This is a genomic window from Micromonospora sp. L31, assembly GCF_052068075.1.
GTDB lineage: Bacteria > Actinomycetota > Actinomycetes > Mycobacteriales > Micromonosporaceae > Micromonospora > Micromonospora purpureochromogenes.
Map to the genome: position 1 here is coordinate 17,777 of NZ_JBQHDC010000001.1, position 13,170 is coordinate 30,946.

At 71.7% G+C, this 13,170-nt stretch carries 12 protein-coding genes and 1 pseudogene; 7 read left to right on the top strand and 6 right to left on the bottom strand.

Annotation, left to right across the window (positions count from 1 at the left end; genetic code table 11):
• Positions 1 to 67 precede the first annotated feature (67 nt).
• The 4 genes from yidC to rpmH are packed head-to-tail and all read right to left on the bottom strand — an operon-like array spanning position 68 to position 1,928.
• Positions 68 to 1,051, bottom strand: a complete 984-nt coding sequence (yidC, locus tag ACTMS9_RS00080; protein WP_441143677.1) for a membrane protein insertase YidC — start codon at positions 1,049 to 1,051, stop codon at positions 68 to 70.
• A gap of 3 nt (positions 1,052 to 1,054) precedes the next feature.
• On the bottom strand, positions 1,055 to 1,342 hold the full coding sequence (gene yidD / locus ACTMS9_RS00085; RefSeq protein WP_088959669.1) for a membrane protein insertion efficiency factor YidD: 288 nt from the start codon (positions 1,340 to 1,342) through the stop codon (positions 1,055 to 1,057).
• Positions 1,339 to 1,755 (bottom strand): ribonuclease P protein component, encoded by a 417-nt coding sequence (rnpA, locus tag ACTMS9_RS00090; RefSeq protein ID WP_179802436.1) that lies wholly within the window; start codon positions 1,753 to 1,755, stop codon positions 1,339 to 1,341. The genes yidD and rnpA overlap by 4 nt, the downstream gene beginning before the upstream one ends.
• Before the next feature lie 35 nt (positions 1,756 to 1,790).
• Complete coding sequence (gene rpmH, locus ACTMS9_RS00095) at positions 1,791 to 1,928, bottom strand: 50S ribosomal protein L34 (protein ID WP_117668129.1); 138 nt, start codon at positions 1,926 to 1,928, stop codon at positions 1,791 to 1,793.
• 635 nt (positions 1,929 to 2,563) lie between these two features.
• Here rpmH and dnaA point away from each other — a divergent pair.
• The 5 genes and pseudogenes from dnaA to ACTMS9_RS00120 form a co-directional block, all read left to right on the top strand.
• Positions 2,564 to 4,357, top strand: coding sequence for a chromosomal replication initiator protein DnaA (gene dnaA, locus ACTMS9_RS00100; protein ID WP_441143674.1), 1,794 nt, complete (start codon positions 2,564 to 2,566; stop codon positions 4,355 to 4,357).
• 841 nt (positions 4,358 to 5,198) lie between these two features.
• Entirely contained in the window at positions 5,199 to 6,332 is a 1,134-nt protein-coding gene (gene dnaN, locus ACTMS9_RS00105; RefSeq protein ID WP_441143672.1) for a DNA polymerase III subunit beta, read from the top strand.
• Positions 6,333 to 6,373: 41 nt separating this feature from the next.
• On the top strand, positions 6,374 to 7,246 hold the full coding sequence (gnd, locus tag ACTMS9_RS00110) for a phosphogluconate dehydrogenase (NAD(+)-dependent, decarboxylating) (protein ID WP_441143670.1): 873 nt from the start codon (positions 6,374 to 6,376) through the stop codon (positions 7,244 to 7,246).
• Between the two features lie 16 nt (positions 7,247 to 7,262).
• A complete protein-coding gene (gene recF / locus ACTMS9_RS00115; RefSeq protein ID WP_441143668.1) occupies positions 7,263 to 8,396 on the top strand; it encodes a DNA replication/repair protein RecF in 1,134 nt (377 codons plus the stop codon).
• A gap of 217 nt (positions 8,397 to 8,613) precedes the next feature.
• Positions 8,614 to 9,186, top strand: a pseudogene (locus ACTMS9_RS00120) (DUF721 domain-containing protein); the annotation flags it as partial.
• A gap of 7 nt (positions 9,187 to 9,193) precedes the next feature.
• Here the strand turns inward: ACTMS9_RS00120 and ACTMS9_RS00125 are convergent.
• A complete protein-coding gene (locus tag ACTMS9_RS00125) occupies positions 9,194 to 9,424 on the bottom strand; it encodes a hypothetical protein (RefSeq protein ID WP_088959662.1) in 231 nt (76 codons plus the stop codon).
• A gap of 89 nt (positions 9,425 to 9,513) precedes the next feature.
• Between ACTMS9_RS00125 and ACTMS9_RS00130 the strand changes: the two genes are divergently transcribed.
• The gene (locus tag ACTMS9_RS00130) at positions 9,514 to 9,999 is read left to right on the top strand and encodes a MarR family winged helix-turn-helix transcriptional regulator (RefSeq protein ID WP_210774053.1); all 486 of its coding nucleotides are present in this window, start codon (positions 9,514 to 9,516) and stop codon (positions 9,997 to 9,999) included.
• 55 nt (positions 10,000 to 10,054) lie between these two features.
• Here ACTMS9_RS00130 and ACTMS9_RS00135 read toward each other — a convergent pair whose 3' ends face one another.
• Positions 10,055 to 10,609 carry a hypothetical protein gene (locus ACTMS9_RS00135; RefSeq protein ID WP_441143665.1) on the bottom strand — a complete coding sequence of 185 codons (555 nt, stop codon included), beginning with the start codon at positions 10,607 to 10,609 and terminating at the stop codon, positions 10,055 to 10,057.
• Positions 10,610 to 11,134: 525 nt separating this feature from the next.
• On the opposite strand from ACTMS9_RS00135, the gene gyrB reads away from it, so the two are divergent.
• Positions 11,135 to 13,081, top strand: a complete 1,947-nt coding sequence (gyrB, locus tag ACTMS9_RS00140; RefSeq protein WP_280838878.1) for a DNA topoisomerase (ATP-hydrolyzing) subunit B — start codon at positions 11,135 to 11,137, stop codon at positions 13,079 to 13,081.
• The last annotated feature ends 89 nt before the right edge of the window (positions 13,082 to 13,170 follow it).

A 13,170-nucleotide genomic window follows, 5' to 3' on the forward strand; every position in this document is an offset into this window, starting at 1 on the left:
GCCGGCCGTACGGCGGCTGCGCGATGCCGGAAGGCCGCCGCCGGTGATCCCGACGGCGGCCCTGAGGTCAGCCCTGCCGCTTGGCCGGCCGACCCTTCTTCGGGTTGGTGGGCTTCGCACCCGGCTTCGGCCCGGCGACCTTCGGCGCGGCGGGCTTGGCCGGCACCTGCGCAGCCGGCTTGGCGCGATTGAGGAAGCCGCCGGTCTTGGCCGGCTGCACCGGACTGCGGGGCGCCGTGCTGCCGGGCTTCTGGTTGGTCACCAGCGGCGGGAACTTGCGCAGCACCCACTGCTGCTGGCCGAGGGTGAAGAGGTTGTTGGTGACCCAGTAGATGATCACGCCGATCGGGAAGATCGCGCCGGAGATCAGCAGCGACAGGGGGATGCCGTAGAGCATCAGTCGCTGCACCATCCGCTGCTGCGGGTCCTCCGCCCAACCGGTCTTGAGGATCATCTGGCGGCTGGTCAGGTAGGTGGTGCCCATCATGACCAGGACCAGGATGCCAGCGATGATCTTCACGGTGGTGCCGTTGGCGCCGAGGCGGGCCAGCTCGTCGGCGGTCGAGCCGAACTTGCCGGCGATCGGGGCGGTGAAGATCTTCGCCTGCGAGGCGCTCTGGAACTGGTCGACGGTCCAGCCGTAGAGGGTCTTGTTCTCCTTCGCCGGGTCGAGGCGACGCAGCACGTGGAAGAGACCGAGGAAGACCGGGATCTGGAGGAACATCGGAAGGCAGCCCATCAGCGGGTTGGCCTTTTCCTTCCGGTAGAGCTCCATCATCTCCTTCTGGAGCGTCTCCCGGTCACCCTTGTGCTTCTCCTGCAGCTCCTTGACCTTGGGCTGGAGCGCCTGCATCGCCCGCTGCGACTTGATCTGCTTGACGAAGACCGGGAAGAGGATCACCCGGACGGTGACCACCAGGAAGATGATCGCGAGGATCCAGGCCCAGTTCGTGCCGAGCACCGAGCCGACCGGCACCTTGATGGCGTCCCAGGCCGAGTGCCAGGTCAGCAGGATCCACGAGATCGCGAAGTAGATCCAGTCGAGACTCAATTCTCAGGCTCCAGTCACGTCGGCACGGCGGCGGCCGCCCGGCTCGGGCACCGGGTCGTGTCCACCTGGGTGGAAGGGGTGGCAGCGCGACAAGCGCAGGACCGTCAGCCCGGCTCCCCGGAGCGCGCCGTGCCGGGCCACCGCCTCCAGGGCGTACGCACTGCACGACGGGTAGAACCGACAGCGGGCCGGCAGCGCCGGGCTTATCCAACGACGGTACGCGATGATGGGGCCACTCAGCACTCGGGCACCCAGGCTGGTAGGCCGCGAACCGGCGGATCCGGTGCTCATCGGGACCGCCGCCCCCGGGGTGCCCGCGCGGCGGCGATCGCCGCGTCCAGGTCGGCCCCCAGCCGGAGGTAGTTCGCCTCGGCGGCGGCGGGCAGTGCGCGTACCACCAGGGTGCTTCCCTCGGGCAGCGCGGCCAGGCGCTCGCGGACCAGGTGCCGCAGCCGGCGCCGGACCTTGTTGCGGACCACGGCGGGGCCGACGGCCTTGGACACGACGAAGCCGGCGCGGGTCGGCGCGGAGATCGTCTCCGTGCCGCTGACCCGCGCCGGCTCCGGCGAGGTTGTCGCGGTGGGTTCGGGGGTCGCCGGTAGCGTCAGGTGGACGACGACGGCACCTCGTCCGGCGCGTCGGCCACCCCTGACCGCTGCGGCGAAGTCATTGCTGCGCCGCAGTCGCTGTGCGGCCGTCAGCACGACTGCCCACGTCCCCCGGACCGGACCCGGTCGGCTCAGGCCGACAGGCGGGTGCGGCCCTTGGAGCGGCGGGTCGAGATGATGGCGCGACCGGCCCGGGTGCGCATGCGCAGCCGGAAGCCGTGGGTCTTCGCGCGCCGGCGGTTGTTCGGCTGGTAGGTGCGCTTGCTCACGTCAGGCTCTCCGTTTTCGTACGTCCACGGCGCGGGATCGCCGGGGTCGTGTGGTGGTCCAGGCCACCTCGGCGGTGACCTCCGATCCATGCTGCCCGGCGACCCGGGACCTCGGCGATGCGGGGAAGCGATCGCGGACAGCAAGCACCCATCACCCTAGCAGAGGGCGACAGAGCAGCCCCTCCAGCCTACGCAGGGGGGCAATGACCGTCAAACAGGTCACCGGAGGCACGAGCAGGGCGGCCGTACGACCGAACCGGCGGTTTTCACTGATGCCGCCAAGCGGGCCGGAGCGTCGGCGGTTGATGGTGCCCGGCCGTCGCTGTTACCGTGCCCGATTGCGGTCAGCGTCGGGGGTCCGGGTTGTCGCTGGCAGGCAAGACCGGACACGGCAGTGAATCGTTCGGCACGGTGAACCCGCGCAACGTCCCGCCCGACCAGGGGGGCAGGTCCGACCCGCGCACGGCGGGCGGCACAATCGGTCGGTACACACAGGCTGTGGATAACTTGTGGATGCCGGTCGGTCAGCCGCCCGGTGGGGTGAGGTACCACCCGCTCGAACGCGGTGGCGGGCCCGGAACGGCCGACTGGACGACAGCGGCGACCGGGAGCAGAGGCGAGGGGGTGGCACGACGGTGGCCGGTACGACCGACCTTGCCGCGGTGTGGACCGCGGCGACCGACGAACTCGCCGACGAGATCATCTCCGCGCAGCAACGCGCGTACCTGCGGCTGACCCGGCTGCGGGCGATCGTCGAGGACACCGCCCTGCTCTCCGTGCCGGACGCCTTCACCCGGGACGTGATCGAGTCCCGGCTCCGCCCGGCCATCACCGAGGCGCTCACCCGCCGGCTGGGCCGGCCGATCCAGGTCGCGGTCACCGTCCGGGTCGCCGAGGACACCGCCGGTCGACCCGCCGGCACCGTCTACCGCAGCGGCCCGGAGCCGGCGCAGCTCGGCCTCGACGTGCCCGCGGACGACTTCGCCCCGGAACCGCCCGCCTTCGCGGACCTGGCGCCGGGCTACCCGGAGCTGCCCGCCGAGCCGGAGTCGCCGGTCGCGCCGCCGGCATCCGACGGCCACCGCCCGGGCCGCATCCCGGCCAGCCGGGACGGCGGCCAGGACACCCTCTTCGGCGCCGCGTTCGCCGAGCCGCTGCGGGGCGCCGGTCCCGGCCCGGACCGGCGCGGCTTCGAGGAGCGCGCCCTGCCCGACGGGCCAGGGGTCGACGGCCGCGGCTTCGAGCCCGCGTACCGGGGCGAGGCCAGGCCGCCGCGCGACCAGCACGTTCCGCGCGGCCTGCCGCGCGACGGGGGTACGGACAGCGGCCCCGGCCGGTCCGCCGCCGACCACCGACCCGGCGGGCGGGACGACCGTCGCCCCGGGGGCGCGGAGGGCGGCGGCAACCGGCTCAATCCGAAGTACATGTTCGAGACGTTCGTCATCGGCTCGTCGAACCGGTTCGCCCACGCGGCGAGCGTCGCGGTGGCCGAGTCGCCGGCGAAGGCGTACAACCCGTTGTTCATCTACGGCAGCTCCGGGTTGGGCAAGACCCACCTGTTGCACGCCATCGGGCACTACGCCACCACGTTGGGCAACGCCCGCTCGGTCCGGTACGTCTCGACCGAGGAGTTCACCAACGACTTCATCAACTCCCTGCGCGACGACAAGACCAGCGCGTTCCAGCGCCGCTACCGCGACGTCGACATCCTGCTGATCGACGACATCCAGTTCCTGGAGAACCGCGAGCGGACCCAGGAGGAGTTCTTCCACACCTTCAACACGCTGCACAACGCCAACAAGCAGATCGTGATCACCTCCGACCGCTCGCCGAAGCAGCTGGCGACGCTGGAGGACCGGTTGCGGACCCGGTTCGAGTGGGGCCTGCTCGCCGACATCCAGCCGCCGGACCTGGAGACCCGGATCGCGATCCTGCAGAAGAAGGCGGCCCAGGAGCGGCTGTACGCCCCGCCGGACGTGCTGGAGTTCATCGCCTCCCGGGTGTCGAACTCGATCCGGGAGCTGGAGGGCGCGCTGATCCGGGTCACGGCGTTCGCCAGCCTCACCCGGTCGAACGTCGAGCTGTCGCTGGCCGAGGAGGTGCTGCGGGACTTCATCCCGGACGGCACCGGGCCGGAGATCACGGCCGACCAGATCATGGTCTCCACCGCCGACTACTTCGGGGTGAGCCTGGAGGACCTGCGCGGGCACTCCCGATCCCGGGTGCTGGTCAACGCCCGCCAGGTCGCCATGTACCTGTGCCGGGAGCTGACCGACCTGTCGCTGCCCCGGATCGGGCAGGCCTTCGGTGGCCGGGACCACACCACGGTGATGCACGCCGACCGGAAGATCCGTCAGCAGATGGCGGAGCGCCGCTCGCTCTACAACCAGATCGCCGAGCTGACCAACCGGATAAAGCAGAACACCTGAGCGACGGCTTCAGGTCGCGGCGCGGCGTCAGACGCGCCGAACTGAAGTCGTCGTTACGTACGTCACGCCGGCGCCCGCCGGTGAGGGAGCGCGGAGACGCGCCCGGCCCGTTCGGCCGGGCGCTTTTTCGTGCCTGTGGAGAGCCGACGGTTGACCCTGCACCGGGTCGAGGGCCCAGGATCGGTGTCGTGTTCGTCCACAGCACGCCCCGGTTGTCCACACCCCCTGTTCCACAGGCGGTGGACAACCACGTAGCGTCCCGAGCCGGTTACCCACAGACTGTGGACAAACCCTGGGGACGGAGCTGTGGACGCCTGGGGACGACGGTCCGGTTGTCCACCGACGACGGTCGACCTGTGGGCGGCCTGTTGAAGGTTCTGGGGACGACGGCTCCGGGGGCCCTCGCCGGTGTCCACAGCACTGGGGAGAAACCCGGTGGATTACCCGTGGACAACCGGTGGACAACCGTGGACAACCTGGGGGTTCCGTCGGCCTGTGGACTCCGACACCGGTTTACCCCCCGGTTCTCCACAGCCAAACCACCGGTGGATAACCTGTCTGACCTGGGCGGACGCGGGTTCTCCACAGTTTGCACAGGTGCGATGAAGACGATGAGTTATCTCTTCTAAAAGAATCAAAAACCAATCATCACCGTTGGACTTCCTGTGGATCGGTTCGGACGCTGCCGTCAGCGGTCGCCCCGGCACCTGGAACCACGGGGTCGGGCGCACAGCCGATGCCCACGCGCCCTAAGGTGCGATGGGTACCCGCACGGTCGGGCGGGACGGTGGGCAGCGGTCGGCATGAGAGAGTTGTCGCTGACGTCGACGCGGAGGCATTGATGAAGTTCCGAGTGGAGCGCGACGCGCTCGCCGAAGCGGTGGCGTGGACCGCGAAGAGCCTGCCCAACCGGCCGTCCGTACCGGTGCTCGCCGGAGTGATGCTCCGGGTCACCGACGGCAACCTCCAGGTCTCCGGCTTCGACTACGAGGTCTCCAGCCAGGTGACCGTCGAGGTGCAGGGGGACGCCGACGGCGCCGCCCTCGTCTCCGGCCGCCTGCTCGCCGAGATCACCAAGGCGCTGCCGGCCAAGCCGGTGGACATCGCCGCGGTCGGCGCCCACCTGGAGCTGGTCTGCGGCAGCGCCCGGTTCACCCTGCCGACCATGCCGGTGGAGGACTACCCGGCCCTGCCGGAGATGCCCGAGAGCGCGGGCACCATCGACGCGGCCGCCTTCGCCGCCGCCGTCGCCCAGGTGGCCGTGGCCGCCGGCCGCGACGAGACGCTGCCGATGATGACCGGCGTCCGGCTGGAGCTCTCCGGCGGCACGCTGGCGATGCTCGCCACCGACCGGTACCGCCTCGCCCTGCGCGAGATGGAGTGGAACCCGGACGACCCGGAGATCAGCATCAACGCGCTGGTGCCGGCGCGCACCCTGCACGACACCGCCAAGGCCCTCGGCCCGATCGGCGGCCAGGTGACCATGGCGCTCTCCCAGGGCGCCGCCGGCGAGGGCATGATCGGCTTCTCGGGCGGCACCCGGCGTACCACCAGCCGGCTGCTCGACGGGGCGAACTACCCGCCCGTGCGCTCGCTCTTCCCGGCCACCCACAACGCCGAGGCGCGGGTGGCGGTCAGCACGCTGATCGAGGTCGTCAAGCGGGTCGCCCTCGTCGCCGAGCGGACCACCCCGGTGCTGCTGAGCTTCAGCTCCGACGGCCTGGTGGTCGAGGCGGGCGGCACCGAGGAGGCGCGCGCCAGCGAGGCGATGGAGGCCACCTTCACCGGCGAGCCGCTGACCATCGGCTTCAACCCGCAGTACCTGATCGACGGCCTGGCCAACCTGGGCGCCCAGTTCGCGCAGCTGGCCTTCGTCGACGCCTTCAAGCCGGCGGTGATTTCCCCCGCCGGCGAGGATGGCGAGGTCGTCCCGGGGTACCGGTACCTCATCATGCCGATCCGCGTGTCCCGCTGATCGCAGCCCCGACAGACCCACACGCACGGAGGTAGGAGCAGATGCAGCTCGGCCTGGTAGGACTCGGCCGGATGGGCGGCAACATGCGCGAACGGTTGCGCGCCGCCGGGCACGAGGTGGTCGGCTTCGACCACAACGCGGAGCTGAGCGACGTCGCGAGCCTGTCGGCGCTGGCCGAGAAGCTGGAGTCGCCCCGCGCGGTCTGGGTGATGGTCCCGGCCGGCGTCACCGACGCGACCATCGACGAGCTCGCGGGCGTGCTGGGCGAGGGCGACATCATCATCGACGGCGGCAACTCGCGCTTCAGCGACGACGCCCCCCGCGCCGAGCGCCTCGCCGAGCAGGGCATCGGCTACCTGGACGTCGGCGTCTCCGGCGGCGTCTGGGGCCGGCAGAACGGGTACGCCCTGATGGTCGGCGGCGCCCAGGAGCACGTCGAGCGGCTGATGCCGGTCTTCGAGGCGCTCAAGCCGGAGGGCGAGTTCGGCTTCGTGCACGCCGGCCCGGTCGGCGCCGGCCACTACGCCAAGATGGTGCACAACGGCATCGAGTACGGCCTGATGCACGCCTACGCCGAGGGCTACGAGCTGCTGGCGGCCTCCGAGCTGGTGACCAACGTGCCGGGCGTGTTCAAGTCCTGGCGCGAGGGGACCGTGGTCCGCTCCTGGCTGCTCGACCTGCTCGACCGGGCCCTCGACGAGGACCCGGAGCTGGCCGAGCTGAGCGGCTACACCGAGGACACCGGTGAGGGTCGCTGGACGGTCGACGAGGCCGTCCGGCTCGCCGTGCCGCTGAACGTCATCACCGCCTCGCTCTTCGCCCGGTTCGCCTCCCGGCAGGACGACTCGCCCGCGATGAAGGCGGTCGCCGCGCTGCGCCAGCAGTTCGGCGGGCACGCCGTCCGCAAGCGCTGACCGGTATCCACAGCCTGTGTACGTCCGCCGGCTCGAACTGGTCGACTTCCGCTCGTACGAGCGGGTCGGCGTCGACCTGGAGCCGGGGCCGAACGTCCTGATCGGCGCCAACGGCGTCGGCAAGACCAACCTGGTCGAGGCGCTGGGCTACGTGGCGACCCTGGACTCGCACCGGGTCGCCACGGACGCCCCCCTCGTCCGGATGGGCGCCACCTCGGCGGTGATCCGCTGCGCGGTGGTGCACGAGGGGCGGGAGCTCCTCGTCGAGCTGGAGATCGTCCCTGGCAAGGCCAACCGGGCCCGGCTGGGCCGCTCGCCGGCGCGGCGGGCGCGGGACGTGATCGGCGCGCTGCGGCTGGTGCTCTTCGCCCCCGAGGACCTGGAACTCGTCCGGGGCGACCCGGCCGAGCGCCGCCGCTACCTGGACGACCTGCTGGTCCTGCGGCAGCCCCGGTACGCCGGGGTGCGCGCCGACTACGAGCGGGTGGTCAAGCAGCGCAACGCCCTGCTGCGCACCGCGTACCTGGCCCGCAAGACGGGTGGGTCGCGGGGCGGGGACCTGTCCACCCTGGCGGTCTGGGACACCCACCTGGCCCGGCACGGCGCCGAGCTGCTGGCCGGCCGGCTGGAACTGGTGGCAGCCCTGGCCCCGCACGTGACGAAGGCGTACGACGCGGTGGCGGCGGGCCGGGGCGCGGCGGGGATCGCGTACCGGCCGTCGCTGGACCTGGCCGAGCCGACCACCGACCGGGCGGTGCTGGCCGAGGCGCTGACCGCCGCGCTGGCCGAGGCCAGGTCGAACGAGATCGACCGCGGCACGACGCTGGTCGGCCCGCACCGTGACGAGCTCAGCCTCACCCTCGGCCCGCTGCCCGCCAAGGGGTACGCCAGCCACGGCGAGTCCTGGTCGTACGCGCTGGCCCTGCGGCTGGCCGGGTACGACCTGCTGCGCGCCGACGGCATCGAGCCGGTGCTGGTGCTGGACGACGTCTTCGCCGAGCTGGACGCGGGCCGCCGGGAGCGGCTGGCGGAGCTGGTCGGCGGGGCCGGTCAGCTCCTGGTGACCTGTGCGGTCGACGACGACGTGCCGGCGGCGCTGCGCGGCACCCGGTACGTGGTGGGCGAGGGGACGGTGCGACGTGTCGACTGAGCCGGAGCACGCCGCCGAGGGCGGTGGGCCGACCCGCCGGACCGGCGGCCCGAGTCGCGCCGCCTCGGGCGGCCAGCGCGGTGCGCGTACCCCTCGGGGAGCGGGAACCGACGCGGGCGGTGCCGCCGCCCACGCGGCCGGTGCCGGCGCGGACGCCACGCCTGGTGGTCGGGGCGCCGGAGCCGGCGGGCCGGCACGACCGGCCGCTGCGACCGGTGGGCAGGGTGCCGGGAACGGCGACGGGGCGCGCCCGGCCGGTGCCGCTGCGGACGCCGCAGCCGGGGCGGGCGCGGCCGGGCCGGAGCTGGCGCGCGCGGTGCTCGACGCGGCGAAGGCCCGCCGGGCGGAGACGGCGAAGACCCGGCGGAAGAGCGCGGTCTCCGGCGACGGCGGCGAGCGGCGGCTGCGCGGCTACTCCGGGCCCGGCCCGGACCCGCGCGACCCGCAGCCGCTCGGCGTGGTGCTGGAACGGCTGATGAAGGCGCGCGGCTGGCAGCAGCCGGCCGCGGAGGCGACGGTCTTCGGCGCCTGGGAGAAGGTCGTCGGGGCGGAGATCGCCCAGCACAGCCGACCGGTCAAGCTGGAGGACGGCGAGCTGACCGTGGAGGCGCGTTCGACGGCCTGGGCCACCCAGCTGCGGCTGCTCGCCGGCTCGCTGCTCAAGCGGATCGCCGGCGAGGTGGGCCACAACGTGGTGCGCAAGCTGCACATCCACGGCCCGGCGGCGCCGTCCTGGTCGAAGGGCCCGCGGCGGGTCCGGGGCCGCGGTCCGCGCGACACCTACGGCTGAGCCCGGGTCACCGCTCGGCGCGGCGGGCCTCGCGCTCGGCGCGCTTGCGTTCCCGCTGCTCACGGCTCCACCGCTTGCGGTTCTCCAGGTCCCGCTTCCACGCCTCGCGGGCCTGCGTGGAACCGCCCTGCACGGCACCCTGCACTCCCTCGGCCGGGCCGGCCAGGTACTTGAAGGCCCAGGCCCACAGCCTGCCGCCCTCGCCGGGAGCCCGCTGCTGTCGCTTCGCCTCGCTCATCGCGCCCGACCTCTCCTCGACGTTTTGCGCCCCAACGATTGGTACACCAATGATTGGTACGATAGCAACGACCACGAGGAGGCCGATCGGTGCGTGACCAGTTGGACGGGGACCCGCTGGCGCTGGAGCAGCAGGTGTGTTTCGCCCTCTCCGTCGCGGCACGCGGGGTCGTCGCCGTCTACCGGCCGCTGCTGGAACCGATGGGGCTGACCCACCCGCAGTACCTGGTCATGCTCGCGCTGTGGCAGCACGCACCGCTGTCGGTCCGGGAGCTGAGTCGCCTGCTCCAGCTCGATCCCGGCACGCTGTCGCCCCTGCTCAAGCGCCTGGAGGCGGCGGGCTACCTGCGGCGCGAGCGGGACGCCGCGGACGAGCGGAGCCTCGCCGTCACGCTCACCGCCAGCGGTCAGGCCCTGCGCGCCCGCGCCGAGCAGATCCCGCCGACGATCGTGGAGCGGCTCGGCATGCCGATCGAGGAGCTGCGGCGCCTGCACACGATGCTGACCGAGGTGATCGGCGCGGCCAACCGCGCCGTGACCGGCACCCCCGCCGCGCCGGGCCCGACGACTTCCTGACGACGCCGGCGACCCGCCCGGTCAGGTCGACGGGGCGGGTCGGGCCGGCGCGGGATCAGGCGTCGGCGTAGACCGCGAAGCCGCGGTCGGCGCAGCGGCGGTAGAAGGCGGCCAGCACGCCCAGCTCGGCGCAGGTGAAGTCCCACTGCGGCGGGTCGCCGTTCTCGTCGCGCAACGCGTCGAGCCGGCTGCCCAGCCAGCGCAGCTGCTGCGCGGCGAGCCGCCCGTCGGCCAGCAGCGAGCGGAGCACCTCGCTGACCGACTCGAAGGTGACCGTCTCACCGAACGGCCGGTGCTGGGCGACGAACTTCTCCACGCCGCCGGCGATCCAGGAGCACCCGTCCGGGTCGATCACCGGGTCCTCGTCCTCGGCGGCGGCGTCAGTGGCGTAGAGCACATTTTCCAGGCCGAGGATCAGGTCGACCAGTTCGGTGTAGGCGGTCGCCCGGACCGTCCCCGTCTTGGCGATGTGTTCGGCCAGCGCCGCGGTAGGTGCGGAGATCTGCGGGATGTCCACGATCTCCCCGAAGTCGACGAACTCGGCCGGCGCGACCGGATCGTAGAAGCGGCCGGTCCGCGGCCAGTGCACCGCGACGTTGTCCAGCCCCATCTGGCGTCACCCCTTGTGAGCACGTGTCGGATCGATCGAGTCGATCGTCCCGGTTACGGATGGTAAAGATCAAGACGAGCACCGGTGGCGCCGCAAAGGTACGGTACGGCCGCTCTGCGCGCGACCCCCGACCGGCCGTCGGCCCGGCCCGATTCCGTGGCGGCCCGGCCCTCGATCCCCCCTTGGCGTGTAGGGGGAGTCGCGGCCAGCGCGATTCGGGCCGCTACGGAGGTCTCAGACGCCGCGCAGGGGGTGCCGAGTGGCGTCTCTGTCGTCCGCGCACAGTAGGATTGACAACGAGACGAAGACCCGACGCGGAGCGACGGACACGGGCCCGGGAGGCCCTTGGTCAAAGTACCGCGGCGGGTGGAGCCGATCGCGATCCGCGGGCAACCGCGGCGACCGGCGTATGCGATCCGTGACCTGGAGTTCCCGGGGGCGGTCCGTGCGCCGACGTCGCGTCCTGTCCGCCGAACCCGCGCCTGGCGCGCCCCTGGCGCGGCCGGCGCGAGAAAGTGGCCGAGGGTGGCAGCGCAGGACAAGCAGGAGTACGGCGCCGAGTCGATCACCGTCCTCGAGGGGCTCGAGGCGGTGCGCAAGCGGCCCGGTATGTACATCGGGTCGACCGGCGAGCGCGGTCTGCACCACCTCGTGTGGGAGGTCGTGGACAACGCCGTGGACGAGGCGCTGGCCGGCTACTGCGACACCATCGACGTGGTGCTGCTGGAGGACGGTGGCGTCCGGGTCACCGACAACGGCCGAGGCTTCCCGGTCGACCTGCACCCCAAGCTGAAGAAGCCGGGTGTCGAGGTCGCGCTCACCGTGCTGCACGCGGGCGGCAAGTTCGACGGCAAGGCGTACGCGGTCTCCGGCGGTCTGCACGGCGTCGGCGTCTCCGTGGTCAACGCGCTCTCCACCCGGATGGCGGTGGAGATCCACAAGTCCGGCTTCGTCTGGCGGCAGCAGTACGCCAACTCCAAGCCGTCGCCGCTGGAGAAGGGCGAGACCACCGACCGCACCGGTTCGGCCGTGACCTTCTGGCCGGATCCGGACGTCTTCGAGACCGTCGACTTCGACTTCCAGACCATCTACCGGCGCCTGCAGGAGATGGCCTTCCTCAACCGTGCCCTCCGCATCCACCTGCTCGATGAGCGGGTCCCGGAGGGCGAGGAGGGCAAGCCGCGCGAGGTCACCTTCCTCTACGAGGGCGGCATCGCCGACTTCGTCCGGCACCTCAACGCCTCGAAGAACCCGATCCACAAGACGGTGGTCGAGTTCGGCGCCGAGGAGGAGGGCATGTCGGTCGAGATCGCCATGCAGTGGAACGAGTCGTACGGCGAGTCGGTCTACACCTTCGCCAACACGATCAACACGCACGAGGGCGGCACCCACGAGGAGGGCTTCCGGGCCGCGCTGACCAGCGTCGTCAACCGCTACGGCGCGGAGAAGAAGCTGCTCAAGGGCGACGAGAAGCTCTCCGGCGAGGACATCCGGGAGGGCCTGGCGGCGATCATCTCGGTCAAGCTGGCCAATCCGCAGTTCGAGGGCCAGACCAAGACCAAGCTGGGCAACACGCCGGTGAAGAGCTTCGTGCAGCGGGTCTGCAACGAGTGGCTGGTCGACTGGTTCGACCGGAACCCGGCCGAGGCCAAGACCATCATCCAGAAGGCATCCCAGGCGGCTCGGGCCCGGATCGCCGCGCAGCAGGCGCGCAAGCTGGCCCGGCGCAAGTCGCTGCTGGAGTCCGGCTCGATGCCGGGCAAGCTGGCCGACTGCCAGTCCACCGACCCGCGCGAGTCCGAGGTCTTCATCGTCGAGGGCGACTCGGCCGGCGGCTCGGCCAAGCAGGGGCGCGACCCGCGGACCCAGGCGATCCTGCCGATCCGCGGCAAGATCCTCAACGTGGAGAAGGCCCGGATCGACCGGGTGCTGAAGAACAACGAGGTCCAGGCGCTGATCACCGCGCTGGGCACCGGCATCCACGACGACTTCGACATGGAGAAGCTGCGGTACCACAAGGTGGTGCTGATGGCCGACGCCGACGTCGACGGCCAGCACATCCAGACGCTGCTGCTCACCCTGCTCTTCCGCTTCATGCGGCCGCTGGTCGAGCTGGGCCACGTCTACCTGGCCGCCCCGCCGCTCTACAAGATCAAGTGGAACAAGAAGGGCGACGACGCGCAGTACGCGTACTCGGACCGCGAGCGCGACGGCCTGATCGCGCTGCGCCAGCAGAAGAAGCCCAACGCCCGGCCGGACGACATCCAGCGGTTCAAGGGTCTCGGTGAGATGAACTATCCCGAGCTGTGGGAGACCACGATGAACCCGGCCACCCGTACCCTGCGCCAGGTCACGCTCGACGACGCCGCAACCGCCGACGAGCTGTTCAGCGTGCTGATGGGTGAGGACGTCGAGGCGCGCCGCTCGTTCATCCAGCGCAACGCCAAGGACGTGCGGTTCCTCGACATCTGACGGTGGTGGGCGGGTCGGCCGGGTGGTCCCCGGCCGACCCGCCGGTCCACAGAGTTATCCACAGCTTGGCCGGTTTCCACAGCCGTTAT

Excerpts from the sequence above, each read along its gene's own strand:
- yidD (WP_088959669.1), bottom strand. The coding sequence starts at position 1,342 with ATGAGCACCGGATCCGCCGGTTCGCGGCCTACCAGCCTGGGTGCCCGA.
- dnaN (WP_441143672.1), top strand. The coding sequence starts at position 5,199 with ATGAAGTTCCGAGTGGAGCGCGACGCGCTCGCCGAAGCGGTGGCGTGG.
- gnd (WP_441143670.1), top strand. The coding sequence starts at position 6,374 with ATGCAGCTCGGCCTGGTAGGACTCGGCCGGATGGGCGGCAACATGCGC.
- ACTMS9_RS00125 (WP_088959662.1), bottom strand. The coding sequence starts at position 9,424 with ATGAGCGAGGCGAAGCGACAGCAGCGGGCTCCCGGCGAGGGCGGCAGG.
- ACTMS9_RS00135 (WP_441143665.1), bottom strand. The coding sequence starts at position 10,609 with ATGGGGCTGGACAACGTCGCGGTGCACTGGCCGCGGACCGGCCGCTTC.